24 protein-coding genes are annotated in these 24,275 nt (G+C 56.9%); 8 read left to right on the forward strand and 16 right to left on the reverse strand.

From position 1 onward, the window contains the following. Nucleotides 1-38: 38 nt before the first annotated feature. Entirely contained in the window at nt 39-1,163 is a 1,125-nt protein-coding gene (locus BLP93_RS14295) for an MBL fold metallo-hydrolase (RefSeq protein ID WP_092123194.1), read from the forward strand. 21 nt (nt 1,164-1,184) lie between these two features. Here the strand turns inward: BLP93_RS14295 and BLP93_RS14300 are convergent, their stop codons facing one another. The 14 genes from BLP93_RS14300 to BLP93_RS14365 all read right to left on the reverse strand — a co-directional run bounded on the left by BLP93_RS14300 (nt 1,185) and on the right by BLP93_RS14365 (nt 10,750). Then, nucleotides 1,185-1,958, reverse strand: a complete 774-nt coding sequence (locus BLP93_RS14300; RefSeq protein WP_092123196.1) for a SagB/ThcOx family dehydrogenase — start codon at nt 1,956-1,958, stop codon at nt 1,185-1,187. Then, complete coding sequence (gene obgE / locus BLP93_RS14305; RefSeq protein ID WP_341844805.1) at nt 1,951-3,111, reverse strand: GTPase ObgE; 1,161 nt, start codon at nt 3,109-3,111, stop codon at nt 1,951-1,953. The genes BLP93_RS14300 and obgE overlap by 8 nt, the downstream gene beginning before the upstream one ends. A 17-nt stretch (nt 3,112-3,128) precedes the next feature. Further along, entirely contained in the window at nt 3,129-4,073 is a 945-nt protein-coding gene (locus BLP93_RS14310) for an ATP-binding protein (RefSeq protein WP_092123200.1), read from the reverse strand. 7 nt (nt 4,074-4,080) lie between these two features. Further along, nucleotides 4,081-4,314, reverse strand: coding sequence for a hypothetical protein (locus tag BLP93_RS14315; protein ID WP_092123202.1), 234 nt, complete (start codon nt 4,312-4,314; stop codon nt 4,081-4,083). 53 nt (nt 4,315-4,367) lie between these two features. Beyond that, a complete protein-coding gene (locus BLP93_RS14320) occupies nt 4,368-4,859 on the reverse strand; it encodes a chemotaxis protein CheX (protein WP_092123204.1) in 492 nt (163 codons plus the stop codon). A 21-nt stretch (nt 4,860-4,880) separates the two neighbouring features. After that, a complete protein-coding gene (locus BLP93_RS14325; RefSeq protein ID WP_244148771.1) occupies nt 4,881-6,098 on the reverse strand; it encodes an HDOD domain-containing protein in 1,218 nt (405 codons plus the stop codon). A 40-nt stretch (nt 6,099-6,138) separates the two neighbouring features. Further along, a complete protein-coding gene (locus BLP93_RS14330) occupies nt 6,139-7,017 on the reverse strand; it encodes a CheR family methyltransferase (protein WP_092123208.1) in 879 nt (292 codons plus the stop codon). A gap of 179 nt (nt 7,018-7,196) precedes the next feature. Next, entirely contained in the window at nt 7,197-7,475 is a 279-nt protein-coding gene (rpmA, locus tag BLP93_RS14335; protein ID WP_092123210.1) for a 50S ribosomal protein L27, read from the reverse strand. A 15-nt stretch (nt 7,476-7,490) separates the two neighbouring features. After that, nucleotides 7,491-7,805: a 50S ribosomal protein L21 gene (rplU, locus tag BLP93_RS14340; RefSeq protein ID WP_092123212.1), complete on the reverse strand. Its 315-nt coding sequence runs from the start codon at nt 7,803-7,805 to the stop codon at nt 7,491-7,493. Between the two features lie 81 nt (nt 7,806-7,886). Continuing rightward, complete coding sequence (locus tag BLP93_RS14345; RefSeq protein ID WP_161946351.1) at nt 7,887-8,618, reverse strand: ComF family protein; 732 nt, start codon at nt 8,616-8,618, stop codon at nt 7,887-7,889. Between the two features lie 50 nt (nt 8,619-8,668). After that, the gene (locus tag BLP93_RS14350; RefSeq protein ID WP_092123216.1) at nt 8,669-9,319 is read right to left on the reverse strand and encodes a flavodoxin family protein; all 651 of its coding nucleotides are present in this window, start codon (nt 9,317-9,319) and stop codon (nt 8,669-8,671) included. Between the two features lie 23 nt (nt 9,320-9,342). Next, on the reverse strand, nt 9,343-9,963 hold the full coding sequence (locus BLP93_RS14355; protein WP_092123218.1) for an MBL fold metallo-hydrolase: 621 nt from the start codon (nt 9,961-9,963) through the stop codon (nt 9,343-9,345). Continuing rightward, a complete protein-coding gene (locus BLP93_RS14360) occupies nt 9,964-10,485 on the reverse strand; it encodes a nitroreductase family protein (RefSeq protein ID WP_092123220.1) in 522 nt (173 codons plus the stop codon). A 79-nt stretch (nt 10,486-10,564) separates the two neighbouring features. Continuing rightward, complete coding sequence (locus BLP93_RS14365) at nt 10,565-10,750, reverse strand: hypothetical protein (protein WP_092123222.1); 186 nt, start codon at nt 10,748-10,750, stop codon at nt 10,565-10,567. Nucleotides 10,751-11,186: 436 nt separating this feature from the next. Between BLP93_RS14365 and BLP93_RS14370 the strand changes: the two genes are divergently transcribed. From BLP93_RS14370 to BLP93_RS14390, 5 genes are all read left to right on the forward strand, one after another. Then, nucleotides 11,187-11,747, forward strand: a complete 561-nt coding sequence (locus tag BLP93_RS14370) for an HD domain-containing protein (RefSeq protein ID WP_244148775.1) — start codon at nt 11,187-11,189, stop codon at nt 11,745-11,747. Nucleotides 11,748-11,927: 180 nt separating this feature from the next. Continuing rightward, entirely contained in the window at nt 11,928-12,698 is a 771-nt protein-coding gene (locus BLP93_RS14375; protein WP_092123226.1) for an MlaE family ABC transporter permease, read from the forward strand. A gap of 1 nt (nt 12,699) precedes the next feature. Continuing rightward, nucleotides 12,700-13,461, forward strand: coding sequence for an ABC transporter ATP-binding protein (locus tag BLP93_RS14380; protein ID WP_208596661.1), 762 nt, complete (start codon nt 12,700-12,702; stop codon nt 13,459-13,461). Between the two features lie 38 nt (nt 13,462-13,499). Continuing rightward, nucleotides 13,500-15,002, forward strand: coding sequence for an MlaD family protein (locus tag BLP93_RS14385; protein WP_244148772.1), 1,503 nt, complete (start codon nt 13,500-13,502; stop codon nt 15,000-15,002). Nucleotides 15,003-15,102: 100 nt separating this feature from the next. Next, the gene (locus BLP93_RS14390) at nt 15,103-16,095 is read left to right on the forward strand and encodes a hypothetical protein (protein WP_092123228.1); all 993 of its coding nucleotides are present in this window, start codon (nt 15,103-15,105) and stop codon (nt 16,093-16,095) included. Nucleotides 16,096-16,200: 105 nt separating this feature from the next. On the opposite strand, the gene BLP93_RS14395 is transcribed toward BLP93_RS14390, so the two are convergent. Continuing rightward, the gene (locus BLP93_RS14395) at nt 16,201-19,416 is read right to left on the reverse strand and encodes a DEAD/DEAH box helicase (protein WP_092123319.1); all 3,216 of its coding nucleotides are present in this window, start codon (nt 19,414-19,416) and stop codon (nt 16,201-16,203) included. A 386-nt stretch (nt 19,417-19,802) separates the two neighbouring features. On the opposite strand from BLP93_RS14395, the gene BLP93_RS14400 reads away from it, so the two are divergent. Beyond that, entirely contained in the window at nt 19,803-21,950 is a 2,148-nt protein-coding gene (locus tag BLP93_RS14400) for a RelA/SpoT family protein (protein WP_092123230.1), read from the forward strand. A gap of 9 nt (nt 21,951-21,959) precedes the next feature. On the opposite strand, the gene BLP93_RS14405 is transcribed toward BLP93_RS14400, so the two are convergent. After that, the gene (locus BLP93_RS14405) at nt 21,960-22,571 is read right to left on the reverse strand and encodes a nucleotidyltransferase family protein (RefSeq protein ID WP_092123231.1); all 612 of its coding nucleotides are present in this window, start codon (nt 22,569-22,571) and stop codon (nt 21,960-21,962) included. A 60-nt stretch (nt 22,572-22,631) separates the two neighbouring features. Between BLP93_RS14405 and hydA the strand changes: the two genes are divergently transcribed. Beyond that, entirely contained in the window at nt 22,632-24,098 is a 1,467-nt protein-coding gene (gene hydA / locus BLP93_RS14410) for a dihydropyrimidinase (protein ID WP_092123233.1), read from the forward strand. The last annotated feature ends 177 nt before the right edge of the window (nt 24,099-24,275 follow it).

Genomic DNA, 24,275 nt, shown 5'->3' on the forward strand with positions numbered 1-24,275 from the left:
TGCGCTGTATTTACAATCGGTGTGGAGCAACCACGGATATGATTTTACGTATGATCTGGGCGGCAGGAGGGCTGTCCTGCCTGCTGCTGGCTTTGACGCTACTCGGTACGGTGGGATGTTCGGGTAAGAATCCCCACTACGACCCCGCAAAGCCCCATCACACATCCTCCGGGTTCCAGAACAACTATCCTCATGGCTGGCCCAGTCGTTGGGATTTCTGGAGCTGGGCCATTCAGCGCCGCCTGGACGGGTTGCCCATGGAACCGACCCTGGAATTGGCCACAGTGGAGGCGGATGTGGCGTTTGTTCAGGGGAACCGTTCCGAAACCGCCGCCACCTGGATCGGTCACGCCACGGTGCTGATGCAGATGGGCGGCCTGAACATCCTCACTGATCCGCATTTTTCCGAAAGGGCCTCACCCGTGCAGTGGGCCGGTCCCCAGCGATGGCAGCCGCCGGGGCTCAACCTGGCGGAGTTGCCGCGCATCGACCTGGTGCTCATCTCGCATAATCACTACGACCACCTTGATCTGGCTTCGGTTCGCGCCCTGGCTGCCCAGGAGGGCGGTTCGCCTCTGTTCATGGTCCCCTTGGGATTGAAGGAATGGTTCTATCGGAATGTGCCGGACGTCAGAGGCCGGGTTGCGGACCTGGACTGGTGGGACCGCCGGTACATCCGCAAGGATGCGTCCGGACAAGCCGAACTCGGGGAATCACCCGCCGTCGGCATCGTCCATTTCGTTCCGGCCCAGCATTGGTCGCAACGCACCCTCTGGGACAGAAATCGGACCTTGTGGGGAGGCTGGGTGGTGGAGCAACCGGATTTCGTCTTCTATTTTGCCGGGGATATGGGATATTCCCAGGATGCTATAGATATCGGCGAACGTTTCGGAGGCTTTGATCTCGCGGCCATTCCCGTGGGCGCTTATGAACCGCGCTGGTTCATGCACAACCAGCACGTCAATCCGGATGAAGCCGTGCAGGTGCACAAGGACGTCTTGGCGCGCCATTCCCTGGGCATCCATTGGGGCACCTTCAACGGGATTACGGATGAACCTCTGGATCAACCCATAACCGATCTGGCCGTGGCTCTGGAAAAGCACGGGCTGACGGAAACGGACTTTTTCCTGTTGCGCCATGGGGAAACACGGCGATTTGAATGATCAGGAGAGGCAGCAACGTGATCAGTTTGAAGACGAAAGCCGCTTTCCCACCGGTGCGACATAGATCGCAAATTCTTCTTCACCATCAAGCCCGATGAGTTTGTCCATCTCCTCCTGGTCGTAGGCGGCCACCGCGCAGGTGCCTGCATCGATGGATTCACAGGCCAGATAGAGATTCTGACAGACATGGCCTACGTCCATGAGGATCACCCGGTGCGCGGTCAAGCCGTAACGCCATTCCATGCGATAGGGGATGCAGGCCCAGACAAAGGTGGCCGCGGCATGGCCGACGAACTGCTGGCCATAGGCCGCCCGGCTCAAGGAGCGTTCCATATCCGCAATCTCCTGAACAAGGACGATTTCGTGTTCCACGGGCAGGTAACGGTACAGCGCCGGCGGAACTCGTTCCACGTCACGGATAAAGATATAGGTTTCAAAACTGTGCCTGGCGCCCGCGGAAGGAACATTGCGCAAGGCCGTGCCCCGGCCAATCATCTGGCGGATCCCCTGGGTAGCCCAAAGCAAAAAGGACAGCTCCTCTAGACTCAGCTCCGAACCGGAAAAGTTGCGGCGGCTTTTGCGCCGGGCAATGGCTTCGATCAGCTGCATGCTGCCCAGATCGGAAGGCCACTCCTTCGGCCCGGGCAGCGAGATGCGAGTCGCTTCCGGATCAGCCGGTTTTTGCAGCGGTGGGGCCGGAATCCCTTTGTTCTGATCGGTTTGTGAAAAGTCGGCCTGCTTGCGCAGCACATCGGTCAGGAAAAGGCGGTGGGCGCGTAACCTGTCGTCAATCATTGATTTCCTCTTCAACCGGTTTTTCCTCCAGTGCAAAGAACTGCTTGAGCATCAACCAAAGCCGTTCTTCCAACTCCTCCAGTCCTTTGGCCTGCAGGGCGGAGATCAGGAGCAGATCCTTGCCGTCGTGCTCGGCCCGTTCTCGCAGCATGGCCAGACGCTCTTCCGGCCAAAGGTCGATCTTGTTCACCACCCATAGCTGCTGTTTTTGCCCCAGAGCCGGATCAAAGCTGCCAAGCTCTTCGTTGAGCAGGGCGAAGCCGGCCCAGGGGTCGTCTTCCAGGGATACCTCCTCGACACTGAGCACGTGCAGCAGGAAACGGGTGCGTTCCACGTGCTTGAGGAATTTGTGCCCCAGGCCCCGGCCTTCATGGGCACCGCTGACCAGACCCGGAATGTCGGCCAGGATCAGTTTTTCGCCGTGTTCCCCCAGCATCACCCCCAGGTTGGGGCTGAGCGTGGTGAAGGGATACGGGGCTATCTTGGGCCTTGCCGCGGAAAGCGCGGAAATCAGCGTGGATTTGCCGGCATTGGGCAGGCCGATGATGCCCACGTCGGCCAGGATCTTCAGCTCCAGGCGAATCCGCTTCTCTTCGCCCTCTTCGCCGGGCTGGGCAAAGCGCGGCGTGCGCATGGTGGCGGACTTGAAATGAGTGTTGCCCTTGCCGCCGCGGCCGCCCTTGACCAGATGCACGGTCTGGCCTTCGACGGCCAGATCCGCAAGCAGTTGTTTTACGCCGTCCTCGTCCACTTCATAGAGCTGGGTTCCCAAGGGAACGTCGACGACCAGATCATCGGCTTTGGCACCCGTCTTTTCCCGGCCGGAGCCGGGTTGCCCGTTGCGGGCTTCATAAAGCCGCTTCAGGCGGAAGTCGTAGAGGGACAACAACTTGGAGTTCCCCCGAAAGATCACGTCTCCGCCCTTGCCTCCGTCGCCGCCGTCCGGCCCGCCTTTCGCGATATATTTTTCCCGGCGAAAAGAAACGCATCCGTGACCGCCGTGGCCGGAGCGAACAGTTATTTCAGCTTCGTCTACAAATCTCATGGTGTTTCCGTGTTGGGCCTTATGCTTGGTTGACGTGTTTTCATGTGGAAGGGGATAAGGGCAGTTGGGCGATGCAGGTTGATCGTGGCAGCCTGTTGTCGGCGACATGGTTGCGTGTCTAGAAGTCAGTGACCGCGAGCCGACATGATCTCCCGCAGATCCAGGGGATCGCCCCGGGACGGATCACGGACGAGTGTCAGGGCGTCCTTGGAGCATTTGCCGACGCAGACGCCGCAGCCCATGCACTGCAAGGCGTCCAGAACATATGTTTCACCGAGCCGGTGAATGGCCTGGAACTGGCAGTTCCTGGCGCAGAGGCCGCACTGAATGCACCGGTCCTCGTCTTTGATGCAGACATACCCGGAGGAGGCCAGCATGGGCGTCCCGTTGCGCTGGGCGCTCATGGCTCCGCAGCAGCAGGCGCAGCAGTTGCAAATGGCGTAGAAACGGCCGAGCATGACATCCTTGAAAAAAGCATGGTGAACATGGCCCCGTTCATGTTCAGCCTGGAGAATGTCCTGGGCCTCTTCCCGGCTGACCCAGCGGGCCTTGTCCGGGTGGTGTTCGGCAATGAATCCCGCAAAGGGTTCGCCGACAATCAGGCAGACATCCAGGGGCAGGCACGGTTTTGCGCTGGAACCGCGGCACGGGCACTGCAGGGCCACAATCCGATCCGGATGCTGCAAGACAATGTCCCTGGCCGTGGCATAGGGAATGATCTGCTCCAAGTCGCCGAGATCAATGTCCCGATTAACCGTGACCAGCTGCCTGGCGTGCTCCAGGTGGAGCACCTTGCCGTGGTACGTGTCGGCAAAGTTGATCTTGCGGCTTTGCTTCTCCGGAAGAGACGTGGTTTTTGATTTCCGGAACAGGGCCGCCAGAGGCTTGAGAACCCGAACCGCGGAATGTCGCCCGGTGCCTATGGAAATGTACAGCTCCGGCCAGCGGGCATACACGTAGCCATGCAGCCAGTTCCACGGGGAGTAGTTGGGCCTGGCCGTGAACTGCTCGTGAAAAGAACGGGTTGAAGGCTTAGTGAGCAATCGGGAAAGCAGTTTGGATATGGCCATGGAGAGTTCAGGCGGCGTCCTTGGTTCCGGTATATGTGAATGCGTCGACGTGCATTTTGTAAAATCGGCCCATGTCCGTGGCGATGGATCTGCCGCAGGGGCAGAACAGCATGCCGTCACGCTCCATGATGTCAAACCGTTTGCTGATCCGGGATTTGTGGCACCGCAGAACCTTTCCGGGACCAATTTTCTTGTATTTCCAAAGTTTGCATTTGCAGCCGGAACATTTGATCGTCAACACGCTGATTCGATCCTGGCGCAGGCCGGTGACAGGGTCGTTTTGGCGGCAGAGAGTCAGGGATTGTCGGAATCCTCGGGTTCAAAGGAAACTTCGACCACCAGAGAGCCCTCGTCCGTTGTGAAGGGTATGGCCAGAATGGGTGAGGAGGTGATGTGGCTGATCTTGTGCCCTTTTCCGATAATCACGGTGGGGGTGGAGGCTTTCAGTTTCATTCCCTGCTTGACCAGATCCTGCCTGGCCTGTCCGGCGATCATGTTTGTCAATTCTCCCACGGCGTCAGCTATGTCGTCATTGATGGTCGAGTAGCTTTCAGCCAGCATATTGTTGACAATTTTAAGTATGACCGGTTCATCCAGGGTCAAGGACATGACTCCGTCCGCGGAACCGGAAAAGCCGAGGGAGCCGGTGACGTCGCCGATGGCTGAGCGACTCCGGTTGATGTACGGTTTGCCGGGGTTGACCTTGACCGAGGCCATCATGCCCAGGACGCCGACCACGGCGTCCAGAAACGGATTGATGAAAGAGACGTCGTAGCGCAGAACCATAAATGTGGGGAGAAAGGGCGGTTAGAGCAGAGCAGCCGTGATCTCATCGAAGTGCCGATCGTGCAGTTTCATCAGCGAGGAGAGAGCGTGCGGGTCAAGTCCGAGCAGTTGCCAGTCTTCCCGACTCATTCCGGGCAGGGAGTAGAGTCCGCCGGATGAGATTTCAGCGACATTGGCCATGATGTCGGCGAGTTGGACCACGACTGCGCCTTTGCGGTCCACCGCAAGCTCAGGATGGTGATGATGAGCTATAAGGTCTTTCAAGGCGGAAGGAAAATCCCATTCCTCCAGAAGAAGCCTGCCCACGTCGGCATGATTATATTCCAGGATCGTATTCTCCGCTTCCACCAGGGGCACCATGTCCGTCCGGGCGAGAAGCAGGGCTTCCACGGAGGCGTAGGCCATGTTCTTAAAAATAATCAGACGTCCCACATCATGGAGGAGACCAGCTGTAAAGTATCGCTCTGCAGGCAATCCGAGCTTCATGGCGATCAAATTCGCGAAAACGGCGCACCGCAGGGAGTGCCGCCAGAACGTTCGCATGTCCATAAGTTCTGGCGGTATATTCTTGAAGTAGTTGATCGTTGAAATCCCCAAGGCGAGGAAGGAGACTTCATGGACGCCGAGAAGAGATACTGCCCGTGATACGGAATCGATGGTGGAGGAAAAGCCGAAGAGGGGGCTGTTGACCAGTTTGAGCAGCTTCGCGGAAATACCTACATCCGTGTTGACGACATTGGCGATGTCATGGGCCGAGCTTTTGGGATTGTCCAGAACCTCACGAATCTTGAAGTAGATATCAGGAAATGAGGCCAAACCGACCTCGTGACGGACAATTTCCGCTGCATTTCCGACATCCTTGATAAAAAGATCTGAAAGATGCTCCATGTTCTTGGCCCGCAGAGCGCTTTCGCAGGGAACCTCCCAGCCTGAGGAAATCGCGCGGGCGGTACGTTCCACGGCAATGTGAAAGAGTCCCTTGAATGCTTCGTGGTCGGGATCGACAAAGACGAAAAAATTGCGGGAATGGAGTTCCGCCTGACGAGCAGTCTCTGCTTCGAAATCCATTTCCACGGGCAGACGGACGGATACGGCGCTGAGGCCGAACTCCTTGAGAAGCTGGATCTGTTCGTCGCTCAACAAGACTCCCGCTTCCAAAAACGTTGTTCCATCCACACCGGGTATTTTCCTGGCCAGAATCATTCCCGGGAGTAGATACTCCGTGCATACTCTGATCACATCCAACCTCCGTTCTAATGAGAACAATGCGCGACTCGCATCACGCATCCTTCCTGTACACGATGCCCCCGGGCTTGATCAGGGGCTTAAAGGCACGAGAGATCTTATGGATTGTCTCCGAGTGGCCAAGCACCAGATACCCTCCGGGCAGAAGATTGTCGTAAAAACCGGAGATGACTTTTTGTTTCATCGGATCATCAAAATAGATAATTACATTGCGACAGAATATGATATGCGATCGCGGAATGCGCTTCAGGGCAAGCTTGTCGTTCAGGTTGATCAGGCTGAAGGAAACAAGTTTTTTGACTTTCGGGTGGATGCGGTATCCGCTCGGTTCTCTGGTGAAGTACCTGTTCAGGATATCCTTGGACGTCGTGCGCAAGGAATGTTCTCCATACAACCCATCCTGCGCCTTGGCGATCATGTCCGGGGAAAGATCGTTGGCCGTGATGCGTACCTTCCAACCGAGAATGGACATCCGCAACGCCTCGTGGAGCATGATGCCCAATGTGTAGGGCTCCTCGCCGGAGGAACAGCCCGCGGACCAGATGTGCATGGTTTTGTCTTCGGATTGTTCGCGTTCCCGGATTACCTCTTTGAGCACGTTGGCTTCAAAGACTTCCAGTTGTTTGACGTCACGAAAGAAACTGGTTTCATTGGTAGTAATCTTGGACAGAAAAAATTTCAGTTCCTCGTTCTTCGTCGGACCGTGCCGCAGAAGCAATGCATATTCCTTGTAGCTGCGCAGCCCCAGATCAAGGAGTCGTGGGCCGAGGCGGTTTTCCAGAAGATACTTGCGGCGTTCCGGAATATCTATGCCCGCAAGATCATAGATGAACCGCCGCAGTTCATTGAACTCTTCGGCGCTGATGGGCGGCGTTTGGCGCAGATTCAAGGGGCTTGATGTGCTTGGAGCCATTTGGCCTTTTCTCGAAATGGTATGTGAAGTGAGGTGGAACTCACATGAACAACATTAGTTGATTCTCTAGCAAAAGAGTAAGTAAAAGAAAAGCATTGCAAAAAAAAAGTGCGACCATGCGGGCCGCACTTTAACGTACACGATCATGTAGCATGTTCGTGTTCAGGAGTGGTACGAATTTAATTTGCCGGTGAATCCGCCGGAACGATGTTGATCCTGGTCTTTACTTTGCGTTGCCGGGTGTAACGCTCGAATTCAACCACGCCGTCCGTCAAGGCGAACAAGGTGTAGTCGCGGCCCATGCCGACATTTTTGCCGGGATGGAATTTGGTGCCCAGCTGACGGACCAGGATATTCCCGGCCAGGACCTGCTGTCCGCCGAAACGCTTGACGCCGCGTCGCTGACCAGCGCTGTCGCGACCGTTTCTGGAGCTGCCTCCAGCTTTTTTATGTGCCATTGTAATCCTCCGTGGTTATGCCTGGATGGACTTGACCATGATTTTTGTGAATTCTTGACGATGTCCCTGCTTCTTCCTGGAGTCCTTGCGCCGCCAGAACCGAAAGACGATGATTTTCTTGTCTCGTCCATGCTCCAGGACTTCACAAGCTACCTTGGCGTCGGACACATAGGGCTGTCCGGCCATGGCCTCGCTCTCGTTGCCAACAAGCAGAACCTTGTCCAGAAGGACCTCCGCGCCGGGTTCGGCGTGAATTCTGTCCACCTTGAGGCTCACTCCCTCTTCCATGCGGTATTGTTTGCCGCCTGACTCTACGATTGCATATCTCATTATCGGCCTCCCAAATGCAGAAACAGCTCTCATATGCGAAATTCTTTTGAATCGTCAAGCGAATTTTTCATTCCCGATGGATCAGGCCCTGGCCAGTACAAGCAGGTCCACCGACACGGCTCCGGCCTGGAGCAAAGTCCTGGCGGCGGCATGCGCCGTGGCTCCTGTGGTCAGAATGTCGTCGACCAGGAGAACCGTTCTGCCGTGGACGAGGGCGTTGTCGGCCTGGAATGCTCCCTTCAGGTTCTGCATGCGCTGCGCTCGCGGCAAGGTGTGCTGGGCTGGTGTGTTTCGAATCCGACTCAAAGCGTTGACGCGCAAGTTGCCGAAACCATCATGGCTAATGCCCCTGGACAGTTCCAGGCTCTGGTTGAAACCGCGGTCACGAAGCTTCCGGGGATGGAGCGGAATCGGTACGATCAGATCGTGGGAGGTTGCCTCTGCGGCCTGGAGCGAAAGGCGCAGCAAATCGTGCAACAGCCGGCCCAGTCCGAGCTGGGCCTGGAACTTGAACCGCAAGACCAGTGATTTCAGCAGATCATTGTATGGACCGTAGAAATAGACGTTGTGCCAGGGAGGCGGAGAAAGGCGGCAATCGAGGCACAACATCGGGGGCCCGGCATCAACCTCGTACAGCTTCCCGCATCGCGGACAGTATCCGGTAATTCGCTGAACAAGCCTCGACCGACAGACGGCGCAGACATTGAGCGTGGCCGTTGAAGCCGGGTCTGAAGAAGCTTCATCCTTCAGGGCTCCGCAGACAGGACACCTTTTGTTCAGCGCTGGAAAATATTCCTGGACAAGCCGCGCCATGCGGCTCCAGGAGAGAGTGGCGAGCTGACGCGGAGTCCGCTCAAACTTACTTATGCGGAAAGCTGCGTCCATGCATGGGAGCCGGCTGAGATCAAGGTTTCCCGTGCGTCGGAGCGACCACGGAGGTCGTCGGCGTTATCAATGCCGCGGAATACATGCTGTTCCTGAATGTGAAAATTGAAGGTTTTCAGAAAATACTTGAGGGTGAGCAAGGCCCCTTCAAACAGACGTTCGCCTTGGGGGCGACCGGCTACGAGGTTGATGATCGCAGGCCTGGCGGCAAGCTTTTGCATCACCGGGTCCTGGTTCTCCTTGCGCAAATAATAGGACTGGCTGCGGTCGATCCAGGCCTTGAACTGGGCGGGAACATGATAAAAGTAGATCGGTGAGGAAATGAAGATGCTCGGCGCGGCAAGCAATGCCTGAAACAGTTGTGCGCTTTGATCCTGGTCGGAAAGATAGCACTCGCCTCGGGGATCCTGGGCGCAGCGGATACAGCCCTGGCAGGGATGAATGGAAAAGTCTCTCAGGAAAAAGAGCTGACTGCGGCCCCCAGCCTGACGGATTCCCTCCCGGAAAAAGGCCGCGGCGTCATCGCTGTTTCCGCCGCTGCGAGGACTGCAGGAGATAACTGCTGGAGATGAAAAGTCTCCCGTGGCGTACGGGGCGAAACCGTTCAAGGGAGGGCGGGAAACCGTCATGTCCTTGTTCCTCTGCGTTCTCGCTAATCTTCAAAGTATGGGTTTGTCAGCTGTTCTTCCCGAACGGTGGTCGCGGGGCCGTGGCCGGGATAGACGATGGTTTCCTGAGGCAGGGTAAAAAGCTGGGAGCGGACAGCGTTGAGCAACGTCTCCATGTCGCCGCCGAAAAAGTCGGTCCTCCCGATGGAACCGGCAAACAGAACGTCCCCGACGAAAACGGCATTAAGGTCCGGGAAGTAGTAGGAAAGGCTGCCCGGACTGTGACCCGGCGTGTGTAGAACACGGCATTGCAGGCCGATGAACTCCGTGTCCCCGGCGCTGATGGTCTCGTATTCATAAGAATCCACCTTGGGCAGACCCATGTAGTTGCCGCTGCCCAGGCCGCTGGCCAGCAGGGGAACGTCTTTTTCGGGGACGCGAATGGGGGCCTTGGTGGCGAGATGCAGGGCCTGGTTGCCGTAAAGATGATCGAAGTGCAGGTGCGTGTTCAGGATCTCCCGGATCTGGAGATTGTTGGATGACGCAAAGCGAAGCACGGGGTCCGGAGCGCCGCCCGGGTCAACGACAAGAGCCTGCCCCTGGTTGGCAAGCAGGTAGCAGTTGGTTTGCAGAGGACCCAGCGGGAATGTTTGTATGGCCGACATCTATAAAGCCTCCAGTAAAAGTTCTTCCAGGGGGCGGCGGGACGATGCACCCGGATGGGCCGGATGGCCAAGGGCGATAACCGCCATGATCCGGTACTCATCAGGATTCAGGTCGAGTGCCTGAATCACTTGCTCTTCCTGATTGATGATTTCTCCAAGCCAGACGCCGCCAAGGCCCAGGCCGTGAATGGCCAGAAGCATGTTCTGGATGCAGGCGCCGGCGGCCTGATGGTCCTTGCCTTCATGATACATTGCCGGCTTGTGCAGGAACAGGGCGATGAGCGCGCCGGCATTGCGGACAATGGCGGCATATTTTGTCAAACCGGCCAGGGATTCCTGTCGCGGATCGTTCTTGTGAATGACCAGAAAACGCCACGGTTGATTGTTCAGTCCGCTGGGCGCCCAGCGTCCGGCATCCAGGATGCGTCTTAAGTGCTCCGTGTCCACGGGCTGGTCCGTAAATTTGCGCACACTGCGGCGTTGAAGCAGGGCTTGAAAAATGGTCGGTTCGGGATGAGGCATCTTGTCCTCCTGAAAAGCTTCGTGCCGGCGGGTTACAGAGAAGTTGCCGGCTCACGCCAAATAACCGTGCAACTCCTCATTATTTTTTCTTGCGATTTTCCTGGATTTTCTGGGCCGTGTAAGCGGCCAACAGGCCGCAGACAATGCCGTAAAACAAGGCCCTGCCGACATCCACGCCAAACCAGGTCGCCATCAGGCCGATGGAGCCGCCGACAATCGCACCGCGCAGAACAGGCGGCAATCCTTTTTGAGACTCATTAGACATGCTGTCACCATCCTCTTTTTGTCAACAACTACAATTCTCAGCACAAAGTGGCAAGGCAGCAGCGCAAACGAGATCCGGTTCGCCTTGATTTTGCGTGGCACGTCGGCTGGAGTTCTTGACCAATCACCTTTCCTGGTTGACTATGGAATCTTTTACCCTTTAGGTACTATGGGCTTCACGTATGGGACCGAACTCCGGCCAAACTGGGGTGTGGCCATATCTTCTTGTCGTTCGACATCACTTAATAATGTGCTTCATGCACGAATGATGCAGTTGGTTCGCGAATCGCTGTTCAAGGATCATTAAACTCTCCATGAATCGGAATATCTCAACCAATCACGCGGCTGCTCCAGACGTGGAGCATGCTTCCTCTTCGGCGATCGATGCCGATGCGTCGCGAAACAGCCGCCTGGCGGATTTTCTTTTTGAAGTGGGCATGCTTCGCAAGACGCCGCGCTCAGGATATCAATTCCTCGGTTCCGGACAGGAGAACGTTGCCGAACACTCCTTCCGGACCACGGTCATTGCCTATGTTCTGGCTTCGCTGACCGAGGGGGCGGATCTTTTACGGACCATGGGCATGGCCTTGTTCCATGATCTGCACGAAACGCGCATCGGGGACTTCAATTATGTCAACAGGATCTACAACTCCCGAAAGACGCTGCTTGCCCTGGAGCATGCACTGGACGGGACTGGCCTGGACGACGTCATGCAGTGGTGGCGGGAGTTGGATGCGACGCAGAGTCTGGAGTCCCGGCTTGTCCACGATGCGGACCAGCTTGACCTGATATTGAATCTGAAGCAAGAGCAGGACCTGGGCAATCCCTATGCCGCAAAGTGGCTCGAATGCGCGCTTCCCCGCTTGCACACGGACCTGGCTCGCGACTTGGCCGCAGTAATCATGCACACGGACCATACGAACTGGTGGTTCAAAAGGCCGGATCCCTCTTGGTGGTGTAAAGGACATAATCCGGATTCTCCCGAGGGGATGGAGTGAGTTCGTGCGCGCCAAGGCAGCATTCGGAGAAAGGCGATTATGCTGCGAGTTCACGGCTTCATTCGAAAAGTTCCTTGAACGACCCGAAAAATCTCGTGCGCTCCCGCAGTTGTTGCCGGCATTCATATTTTTCACATAACTCCAATCAGGGCTTGACAACGTGAGTATAATGAGCCGGATATGACCCAATTCGTCGCAGCCGTTGGCGGCTTGTTCATAAGCATTTCCCGGGACAGCGGGCGGATGGTGCTCTTGTTTCTGGAGGCCTTGTCTTGGCTGTTCCGGCCACCATGGCGCTGGCGTTTGTTTTTCAAGCAGATGGAATTCATCGGCGTGAATTCCGTGTTCGTGGTCGCCCTGACGTCCCTGTTCACCGGCATGGTCCTGGCTCTGCAGACGTATTACGCGTTTCGGATGTTTTCCGCGGAGACCTTGGTCGGCGCCACGGTCGCTCTGTCCATGGCCCGCGAACTCGGACCGGTGATCACGGCCCTGATGGTCACCGGAAGAGCCGGTTCGGCCATTGCCGCCGAGATCGGAACCATGCGCGTCACGGAACAGGTGGACGCACTTTCGGTGATGGCCATCAATCCTGTTCAATATCTTGTTTTGCCGCGGATTATTGCCGGAGTGATCATGGTTCCGTTGCTCACGGCACTATCCGTCTTCATCGGCGTTTTCGGCGGGTATCTGGTGGGAGTGCGGCTGCTGGGAATCCACGGCGGCATATTTATGAACAAGATATATGAATTCGTCACCTTGAGTGATTTGTACAACGGCTTGATCAAGGCGGCCTGCTTCGGTTTGGTCCTCACACTGGTGGGTTGCTACAAGGGCTTCTACACCAGTGGGGGTGCGGAGGGCGTTGGGCGGGCCACTACCCAGGCCGTGGTTCTCGCGTCCGTGCTGATTTTGACCAGCGACTACGTGCTCACCGCATTGATGATGTAGCATGCCCATGGAACCGATTATCGAAATGCGCAATGTGCGGAAAAGTTTTGGACGCGAGCACGTGCTTCGTGATCTGAGTCTGGCCATAGCCAAGGACTCGGTGAGCGTGATCATCGGCCGCAGCGGCGGGGGCAAAAGCGTGCTGCTCAAGCACATCATCGGCTTGATGCAACCCGACCAGGGACAGGTGATCATCGACGGTCAGGACATTGCCCGGATGAGCGAACGCCAGATGGCGCCCGTCCGGCGCAAGTTCGGAATGCTGTTTCAGGAGTCGGCCTTGTTCGATTCGATGAACGTGGAGGAAAACGTCGCTTTTCCTCTGTTAGAGCACACCCGCAAGAGCCGGAGCGAGGTTATGGACATCGTGGCGCAAAAGCTGACCGCGGTGGGCCTGAAGGAAATGGGCCACAAGATGTCCTCGGAACTTTCCGGCGGGATGCGCAAACGGGTCGGTCTGGCTCGGGCCTTGGCCCTGGAACCGAAGATCGTGTTGTTCGACGAGCCGACATCGGGCCTCGATCCCGTCATGGCCGCCACCATCAACGAACTGATCGTGCGCACCCAGGCCGAGTTTCATGCCACCTGCGTGGTGATCAGTCATGATATTCCCGCGGCCATGAGTACCGGCCACGAACTGTTCATGCTGTTTGAAGGCAGGATCATCGCCCAAGGCACGCCGGATCAGATCAGGCAATGGGATGATCCCGTGGTCCAGCAGTTCATTCACGGACGAGCTGAAGGTCCGATCAGCATCGTTTAGCGTTCTTATGATTTTCTTATCAAGTACATGGAGAAAGCGTGACATCCGGAGCTGAAATCAAAGTTGGCGTTTTTGTCCTGATCGCATGCGCGGCCCTTGCCTACATGACGTTACGGGTCGGAACGGGAGTCTTTCTGCCGGGCGACACATACGAGGTGGATGTCCTTTTCGAGAACGTATCCGGATTGCGGACCAATTCTCCCGTGGAGATCGCGGGCATCGACATTGGCTTGGTGGAGACCATCACCCTGGACGGCCATCAGGCCAGGGTGACTCTGCAGTTGCGGTCGCATGTGCGGCTGCATTCCGACGCAGTGGCCACGATCCGCACCCGCGGCGTGCTTGGGGACAAGTTCGTGGAGATACAACCTGGCGGCGAGCCGTTTCCCATGGTCGAGGACGGGGGGCGCATTACCAGGGGGGCTACGCCGGCAGATATGGATCAGATGTTCACCAAGGTGGGCGACATAGCCGACGACATCCGCGTCGTTTCCCGCAGCGCCGCCAATGTTTTCGGCGGCCCCCAGGGCGAGCAGGATTTGCGTTTGGCCTTTGAAAGTCTTCGTGACGCGGCCATGGGACTAAATGCCATGGTGCAGGCCAATGCGGAAAGCGTTGACTTCATCGTGCGCAATTTCCGGGACTTTTCAGCTGATCTGCGGGATATCGCCGGGACGAACAAGGAAGGCATCGACCGCATCGTGGCCAACCTGGAGACAGCCTCCGGACAGCTGCAAACCACCCTGCAACAGGCGGGCGACGTGCTCGCTCGCCTCGAAACCGGGGAAGGCCCCCTGGCCAAAATGATCAGTGATCCGGAGATGGGCCAGGATCTGCAGGAGACGATGGCCTCCCTGGAAAGCATTTCCCGGAAGATTGATGAAGGTCAGGGCACCCTGGGCAAGCTGATCAACGAAGATACGACAGCCCAGGAATTGGACCGGGCTCTGGAGGGAATCAACAGGTTTCTGGCCAAGCAGGATCAGTTCCAAACCTCGGTGGATTTCACCAGCGAGTACCTGGCACGCCACGGCGAAACCAGATCCGCGCTGACCTTGCGGCTGCAACCGGCTGAGGACAAGTATTATTTGCTGTCCGTGGTGGACAGCCCCCAAGGCAGGAGAGAGAAGAAGGAAACCCTCACCGAACGCTGGGTAAACGGCGAAAGAACGGTGATCCGGGAAATTGAGGACAGATACTACCAAAGCAAGATCACCTTCTCCGCCCAGCTGGCCAAGCGCTGGGACAATCTGGTTCTGCGCGGAGGACTGATCGAAAGCACTGGTGGGGTCGGAGTGGACTATTATCTCTGGGACGATCGCCTGCAACTGCTCTTTGAAGCCTATGATTTTAACAAGGACGACAACCCGCACCTCAAGGCCGGCGCCAAGCTCTATTTCCTGCGCAATTTCTACGCCAGCCTGGGCATGGACGACTTCGCCCGCAGCGACCGGCGCTCCTTCTATGCCGGTCTGGGGTTTCACTTCACGGATGAAGACCTGAAATACCTGCTGACCAGCGTGCCCGTTCCAAATCTGTAAACCAACTCTTTACGCGCCCTGTGCCGGTTCCGGCTTAGGTCTGTCCGCCGAGGGATGCGCTCGGGGCTGAAGGTGGCATTTTTTTTCATCGGAGAGCTTCATGAAGCGAGAACGTAAAATAAATGTGTCTGAAAATACGGAAGAGCGTAAATCGCTTATTCGTTCCTATCTGCCCTTGGTTTTGGCCACGGCGGCAGCCTTGCTGCTGAGCCTTGAATACTGGCTGCAACAGGCAGGTTATCAGGGGCTTTGCCCCACCGCCGGATGTGCCGTGGTCGGCACCTATGTCAAATATGGCGAGATCGCCTTTATCGGCATGGGCGCGGCTTTCTTCTGGGTGCTGGCCGGACTGCTGTTCTTGAGCAGGCGATTGGACAAGGGCTGGCTGTGGATGCTCGTGGCGGTCGTGCTGACCGCCGGCCTGGCCTTTGACGGAGGAATTCTCGGGTTTCAACACTTCGGAATCAAGGAAACCTGTATTCTCTGCTATGCGGTGGGCCTCGCCCTGTTCCTGATTCTTTTCGCCTACGGATGGATGCGACGATCTTTGGCAGCAGTTGTCATGGGCGTTGCCGTGTGGAGCGCGGCTTTCGCCTCCCAGGCTATGTTCGTCTTCCCGGAAAAGACCCCTGACCTGCGGGAAACCGTGCTGACGTCCTGGCGTGCATCAGAGCAGCCCGGTCCGCAGCTGTATTATTTTTTCAGTTTGCACTGCCCGTTTTGCACCCATGTCCTGAGCAGCCTGGCCGCACATCCGCCCCAGGGGGGAGAGTGGCATCTGGTACCCCTGGACACCCAGCCGGCGGACCAGCGCAAGCTGGCCGCATTCCTGGACCACCCCCTTGTTGCGACGAATCCCTTTCAGGCTATCCTGGACGTGGAGCGTGAACCGGCATCGGACATGGAAATCCAGCCTCAAGCAGTCGCGGCCGCCAATAATGGCGGTGCTTTTCTGCGCAACAGCGGATACCGCGGAGTGCCGCTGCTGATCGTCCAGGAAACGCCGACAAGGCGGGTAACCTTGCAGGGCCGCGATCCGATCCTGAATTATCTGCTGGAAAAGCGTTTGATACCGTTTCGATTGTTTTTCTGAAGCACGAAGATGACCCGGCCATTGCCGCGACCAAAAAGAGGCCGGGAGGTTTTACCTCCCGGCCTTGTTTGTTTGTAATCTTAGGTTGAAGCCTCCTGGCTTTATTTACACATCCAGCAGCATTTCGAGATCGTTGCGGGTGATGTTTTTCCAGACGTCCTGGCCGGGGATGATGGATTCGGCCACATTGCGTTTTTGATCCTGCAGCTTGAGAATCTTCTCCTCCACGGTGTTCTCGCAGATCATCTTATAGGCAAAGACCTGTTTGGTCTGGCCGATGCGGTGCGTCCGGTCGATGGCCTGGCTTTCCACGGCCGGGTTCCACCAGGGGTCGTAGTGGATGACGTAGTCCGCTGAAGTCAGGTTCAGTCCGGTGCCGCCGGCTTTGAGGGAAATCAGGAAGAGGCGGATTGAATCGTCGTTGTTGAATCTGTCCACCTGCTCGAAGCGGTCCTTGCTGGAGCCGTCCAGATAGGTGAAGGGAATGTCGGTGGTTTGCAGCCAGCCGCGGATGATGTGCAGCATCTGTACGAACTGGGAGAAAACCAGCACCTTGTGGCCGTCCTCGACGATCCCGGTGGTCAGATCCTTGAACGCCTCGAATTTGCCCGAAGAAATGTTCGTGCTCACACCGGGCATGTCCAACCGCAACAGTTTGGGGTGGCAGCAGATCTGGCGCAGCTTGAGCAGGGCGTCGAGAATGGACATCTGGCTCTTGGCCATGCCCTGTTCGTCGATGTTCTTCAGGACCTGGTCCTTGAGCTTTCTGGCCACGGCCGTATACAGCTCCATCTGCTCGTCTTCCAGGGCGCAGTAGTAGACGTTCTCCACCTTGGGCGGCAGATCCTTGGCCACGTCGGCCTTTTTGCGGCGGAGAATGAAAGGTTTGACCCGCAGCTTGAGCTGTTCCAGGGATTCTTCATCCCCGTCGCGGATGGGCCGGACGAACCCGCTGTGGAAGGAATGCTGTGAGCCGAGAAAGCCCGGCATCAGGAATTCGAACAATGACCAGAGTTCCAGCAGGTTGTTCTCAATGGGCGTGCCGGAGAGGCAGAGCCGGAAGCGGGCATTGAGCCGCCGAACCGATCTGGCGGTGATGGTGTTGGGGTTCTTGATGTTCTGGGCCTCGTCCAGGATGATGCTGTTGAACTCGTACTTCATCAGCTCGTCCATGTCGCGGCGGAGCAGAGCATACGTGGTGATGACCAGATCCGATTTTTCAATCTGCTTGAACAGCGGTTCGCGGTTGATGCCGTAGATCAGCAGTCGCCGCAGCTTGGGCAGGAATTTCTGCGCTTCCCGGTCCCAGTTAGGCAGGACGGACGTGGGAACGACGATCAGGTTCGGCCCCTCGTGCTTGTTGTTGATCATATGCTGGATGAAGGCCAGGGTCTGCACGGTCTTGCCCAGACCCATCTCGTCCGCGAGAATGCCGCCGAAGCCGTACTTGCGAAGAAAGTTGAGGTAGCTCAGCCCCTGGATCTGGTAGGGCCGCAGGTCCGCTTGCAGGTCCTTGGGTACGCTGATCTGCTCAATGCTTTCAAAATCCTGCAGCTTGACCCGGAGTTCCTGCCAAAATCCGTCCGTGGTGGTTTCCGGAAGATCTTCCAGAATCTTGTCCAGGACCGGAGCTTCGAACTGCTTGAACTTGTGCTTGATGGGCTTGTCCGGATCGATCCCCAGGGTTTCCAAACGATGCCCCAGGGTCTTCAGCCATGATTCCGGAAGCCTGGTGTACGACCCGTCCTTGAGCTGAACATAGCGTTTTCCCTGGGTCCAAGCTTTCCAGATCTTGTCGATGGGAACCCGCTCGCCGTCATAGTCCACGGAGATGTCCAGGTTGAACCATTTGTCCTCGGCTTTTTCTTCCTTGGTTTCCAGAATCGCGATCACTTCGGGATTGGCCAGGCGGACCTTGTAGCGCTTCAGTCCCTGTTCTCCGAACATGCGATATTCCTGAATCATTTCCGGATAGGCATCCAGGAGAAAGGTAATGGCGTCTTCCGGCTCCAGGAACCAAATTTCCGGGCTTCTGGCCTGGAAGTTCATGGTGGACAGCTTGTTGATCAGCTTTGTTTCCTTCTCCTGGTCCCGGCGCAACAGGTAGGCTTTGCCTCCAACCTGGTAGCTGCCGGTCTGCAGATCCGGATTCGGCGCATCCAGGGTGACTTCGCCGTGTTCCGTAACGTAGGTGTTCTGGATCTGCAGCGTCAGGAAACTGCCTTCCTCGTCCATGAACAGTTTGGGATCGTAGGTTGCCGGAACGAAAATCGGCTGCATCCGCTCCAGAAAATCTTCCTGATCAATCAGATCGGACGAGGGGATCTTGGTCCAGACCCGGTCCAAAAACTCGGCGATGTCGCCGTGGGGGACGATGGGGAGCTGCTCCACCAGGTCCTGGACGAGTTGGGGGTCAAGCCCGGTCTGTACGGGGAGAAACTGCTGCCGCCAGCAAACCCAGAGCGGGAACTGACCGTAAAAGTAGAGTTCCTGGCCGGAGATGGAGAAGGGGGTTTTTCCTTCCCGGCCGAGTAGCAGATCGAAATTGAGACCATCCTCGGAGAGCTTCGGCCGGACCTGCAGGCGCAGGGTCTTGCTCTCTACGCGTACCGGCTGTTCCGTGTCTTCCCAGCGTAAATAGTATTCATTTTTGACCCCCCAGAGAAACCATGTCAAAAGGCCTTGAGGGATGTCGACACGGTGTCCGTAGTATTCCAGGTGCTGTCCGACCTGCTCCGCGATCTGCGGCAGTTCCGGCGAGAGATCGGCCCATTCAGGGTTGCGAATCAACTGTTCCAGAGTGACCGGGACCATGACCTGGGAAATGCCGGATTTGTTCTGTCGGGCTCGGAAAAAGGCCACCTGCAGCCGTTTGGGCTCGGGAAAGAACTGCATGATGAAGTATTGTTTTCCCGGTTCCGGCTCCACGTCCATGGCGAAGAATTGGCGGAACGTCTTGCGCCATTCGGTTCTCGGCTTGGGCATGTCCTCTTGATTGTCGCTTTGCAATGAGGATAGAAGATGGAGTGCCGTGGCGGCGACATGCCGGCAAACGCCGGAGAAGGAGTCCGGACAGTTGCAGAAATAATTCATGGTGGGATTCTTGAGGTTGATCCCGAGTTCGGCATTGTAGATTTGAAAATCGTCCGTCTGGAACTGGCCGGATATGTCCCAGTGGTCGTCCAGTTTTTTCAAGGAAATCTTGCGGGAGCCGTCTTCCGAGATGAGTGATTGTGCGCCGGAAGCGATGTAATCCGGAATATTCTCCTGTATGAAGCGCTGCAAAGCCTGGCTGACTTCAATTTCTTCGTCTCGGTTCATTTTTGTTGTGGAATCCGTCATAACCTTGATGTTCCTTGTAAAATTTCGATCATGCCGTAATCAGTCGATCAAGGCTCTGATTCGAGAATTGGTCCATTTAATCAAATCCTCGGATTCTCGCAAGAGGCATAAGAATTTTTGCAAAGCTGATGGTGCGTTACTCTTTTCTCGGAGCAACTGATCGGAGTTGGTGCAATACTGTTTCGTAGGTTTTCGTTTGTTACAGGCAGTAACTATTCAGCACATCCTGTTTGGTCTGTCGTTAGCTATAGATTCCGGCTTTCGCCGGAATGATTTACCGAAAGATTCATTTTCAGTCATACCGGCGAAAGCTGGTATCCAGATTTTTTTCCCAATTTTGCTGAATAGCTACAACAGGCAATACAATGATTCGCATCCATGAAATACTGGACAAAGTGTCCGGCTACATGTCCGAAGAGGACATGAACGTGATTCAGAAGGCGTATGTTTTTTCCGCCGCGGCGCATGCCGGGCAGACGCGCCTCTCCGGCGAGCCGTACCTTTTCCATCCTCTTGAAGTCGCCAACTCTCTTGCTGAAATGAAGCTGGACAGGGCTTCCATTGCCGCCGGCCTGCTCCATGACACCGTGGAGGACACCAAGGTCACGGTGAAGGAAATAGCCACGGAATTCGGGGACGACGTGGCGAAAATCGTCGCCGGAACCACCAAGATCAGCAAGATGAGCTTTCATTCCAAGGAGGAAGCCCAGGCCGAGAATATCCGGAAAATGATCCTGGCCATGGCCGACGACATCCGGGTCCTAATGGTCAAGTTGGCGGATCGACTGCACAACATGCGCACCCTGGAGTTTCAGAAGAACATCAAGCAGCGACTGATCGCCAAGGAAACCCTGGACATTTACGCGCCATTGGCCAACAGGCTGGGACTGTACCGGGTCAAGGTTCAGCTGGAAGATCTCAGCTTACGGTATCTGAAACCCGACATCTATCAGCAAATTGCCAACGGCGTCCAGCAACATCAAAGCGTGGGGCAGGAATATATCAGCAAAGTTCACTCCATGATTGAGGAATTGTTGCGGACCAACAAGATATCCGGCCGGGTCAAGGGGAGAATCAAGCATATTTACAGCATCTACCACAAGATGCTTCAGCAGGGCCTGAACCTGGATCAGGTGTATGACCTGATCGCGTTCCGGACCATCGTGGGATCCATCAAGGACTGTTATGCCGTCCTGGGACTTGTCCATTCCTTGTGGAAGCCGGTACCCGGTCGATTCAAGGACTACATCTCCATGCCCAAGAAGAACATGTATCAGAGCCTGCATACAACCGTCTTCGGGCCGGATGGAGAACGCATCGAGATACAAATCCGCACCGAAGACATGAACCGTCTTGCGGAGTACGGGGTTGCCGCTCACTGGCAATACAAGGAGGGGAGCAAGAGCAAGGACCGGGATGCGGACCGCTTTTCCTGGCTACGCCAGATTCTGGATTGGCAGCAGGATCTCGATAATCCCCGCGAATTCATGGCCTCTTTGCGCATCGACCTTTTTCAGGACGAGGTGTACGTCTTCACGCCCCGAGGCGATGTGAAAGAATTGCCCGAAGGCGCCACGCCCGTGGATTTCGCCTATCTGGTGCATACCGAAGTGGGCAACCACTGTAACGGGGCCCGGGTCAACGGTCGGCTGGTGCCGTTATCCACTCCGCTGCACAACGGCGACACGGTGGAGATCATCACCGACCTTGGGCGCCATCCCAGCAAGGACTGGCTGAAGTTCGTCAAGACGGCCAAGGCCAAAGCCAGGATCAAGCACTGGGTCCGGACGGAGGAGCGGGACAGAAGCATTGCCTTTGCCCGGGAGATTCTGGAAAAGGAAGGGCGCAAGGTCGGCGTGAACATGGCCAAGGCCCTGAAGGACGGACGATTCGACAAGGTAGTGGAGGAATTGTCCTTCAAAACCCGCGAGGATCTCTTGACCGCCGTGGGCTATGCCCGACTGACGCCCAGGCAGGTGTTGCACCGGATGCTGCCTGCTGAGCAGCAAACTCCCGAGGTGCGGAGCGAGGCGACTGTTCCGGCTCACGAGCCGTCCAAGTCGATCAAGTCCAGGGGGATCAGCATCAAGGGTGTGGATGATGTCCTGGTCCAGTTTGCCAAGTGCTGCAACCCTCTGCCAGGGGATCCGATTGTCGGGTTCATCAGCCGGGGTCGCGGAGCCATCGTGCATACGGTTGATTGTCCAAACGTTGCCTACCTGGAACCGGAACGGATGCTGGACGTCTTCTGGGAAGGTGAGCCGGCGAAATCCTTCCCGGCAAAGATACGGATCATCTGCCGGAACGCTCCCGGCGTACTCGGAGAAATCAGCATGCTCATGGCCAAGGAAGCCATGAATATCGATTCCGGATCATTCAGCTCCAGACCGGACGGCAAAACGGAGATGCTGTTTTACGTAGAGGTTCGGGACTCCGCCCACCTGTACGGCGTGATCGAAAAGATCAGCAAGCTGGATTCGGTGGTTGAGGTGATCCGGCTGACGGAGCAGTGACGGAAGACTTCAGATGTCGCGGAGAGCGTTGTAGTCTTCAGGCGAATCGATGTCTCGGAGCACGCCGGGATCGTCTACCTGCACCAGCCGCAACATCGCGTCAGGATGGTTCAGGACGCAACGTGCTCCCGTATCGCCCTGCAGGTTCATGACCCGCGAAAACCAGGTTCGGGGAATGCAGACGGGATTGCCTCGCTTTCCTTCATGACATGGGGCGATAAAGCTATCAGGATGATTGCGGAACATCGCGGCCAGTGCTGCCGAAGTATTGCTGCGAATCAAAGGCTGATCCCCCAGGAAAACAAGAACCCCGGCTACGTCAGGTTCAAGAGCGGCCAGTCCGGCCCGCAAACTCCTGGACTGCCCTTCATGCCAGTCGTGGGCGTGGACGATTCGCAGGCGCGCATTGATTCCGTTCAGTGTCGACGTGACCTGTCGTGCGTTGCAGCCCACCACCGCCAGAACCGGATCGCAGACCACCAGGGCCTTGCGGACTACGTGGGAGAGCAGGGGCACGTCTCTGAACGGCAAAAGCAGCTTGGTTCCCTCCGCGCCGCCCATGCGCCGTCCAGCCCCGGCCGCCAGGATGACCCCGGCAATCTTGATTTTTATCTCCGCCATTTTTGATTCCAGCAGCAGTCGTTGCCATATTCCTTGTTCGCAAACGCATTGGAGCCGCAAATGAGTCTGTTGATCCGTGGAGCAACCGTGGTCAACGCGGATTGCTCAGCACTGGCTGACATTTACATCCGCAACGGTAAAATTGCTGCCGTGGGACCAGATCTTGACGTTTTGCCGGAAACCAAAGTGGTCGATGCCGGAGGGGTGCTGGCCCTGCCCGGGGGCATTGATCCGCATACCCATCTGGACATGCCTATTGCCGGGACTCGTACGGCCGATAATTTTGAGCAGGGCGGACGGGCTGCCCTGGCCGGCGGAACCACCATGGTCGTCGATTTCGTCATTCCCCGCCAGGGCCAGTCCTTTCTGGAGGCGCATAACCGCTGGATGGGCTTTGCCCGGTCTGCTACCTGCGACTACTCGTTTCACATGGCCGTGACCTGGTTTGACGAGAGCGTGGCCCAGGAAATGGGTGTCCTGACCCGGGAGCGCGGAGTCAATTCCTTCAAGCACTACATGGCCTACAAGGGCACGGTGATGCTCGACCCGGAGCGGATGCTGGACAGTTTTGTCCGGGCCGCGGAACTGGGCTGCCTCTGCACCGTGCATGCGGAAAATGCCGAAATCATCCCTTTTTTGCAACGCAGGCTTCTGGCCAGGGGGATGAACCACCCCAGGGCACATCCCCTGTGCCACCCGGCCTACGGAGAGGCCGAGGCGACGCAGCGGGCCATTGCCCTGGCCGAGGCGGCCAACGTGCCGCTGTATGTCGTGCATCTTTCCTGTTCCCAGGCTCTGGATGCTGTTGTGGCGGCCAGAAATCGAGGGCTGCCCGTGTTTGCGGAATGTCTGGGCGGTCATCTGGCCGTGGACGAGGCGGTCTATGAACAGGAAGATCCGGCTCAGGCGGCGCGCTTCGTCATGAGTCCGCCTTTCCGGTCGGCCCGGGACCGGGCTGCTCTGTGGGAAGGGCTGGCCACCGGCAGCATCCAGGTCGTGGCCAGCGACAACTGCTCCTTCACGGATGCCCAGCGGGCGGACGCTCTGACGGACTTCAGCAGACTGCTCAACGGAACACCGGGGCTGGAAGACCGGATGCGGGTGGTCTGGGACGGCGGGGTGGCCGGCGGCCGCCTGACCCCGGAGCAGTTCGTGGCCGTGACCTCCGCCAATGCGGCCCGCATCTTCAATATCTATCCGCGCAAGGGGTGTATCCGGCCGGGAGCCGACGCGGACATCGTTCTTTGGGACCCTGACGCCTTATACACGGTCAGCGCCCGGAACCATCATCATGCCGTGGATTTCAGCGTCTTCGAAGGCATGACCTTCCGGGGTGCTCCCGTGGCGACCTACCTCGCCGGGAAGGAAGTGTTCCGGGATGGACAGGTCACCGCCGAGCCTGGCATCGGTCGCCACATCCCACGACCTGTATTCGGCTCCGACTTCAGGACCATTCTCGAGATGCTCAGAAGCAGTTTCCATAACAAAAAACGATACAACGACTTACCTGAGATTCGACATCCCTAATTTTGCCGACTCTCTCGGGACGTTGAACTGTCATCCCGCCCTTGGGGCCTGCACCTGTTTTTAATGACGTCACCTTGTCACGAGAGAAAAAAGACCTATTCATGAACTTCCATGAGAATCAGCCAATGTGGCTTTGTGATCATCGTGCTCGTCACGATGCAACCTTTGAACCCAATG

The organism is Desulfonatronum thiosulfatophilum (assembly GCF_900104215.1).
Taxonomy (GTDB): domain Bacteria; phylum Desulfobacterota; class Desulfovibrionia; order Desulfovibrionales; family Desulfonatronaceae; genus Desulfonatronum; species Desulfonatronum thiosulfatophilum.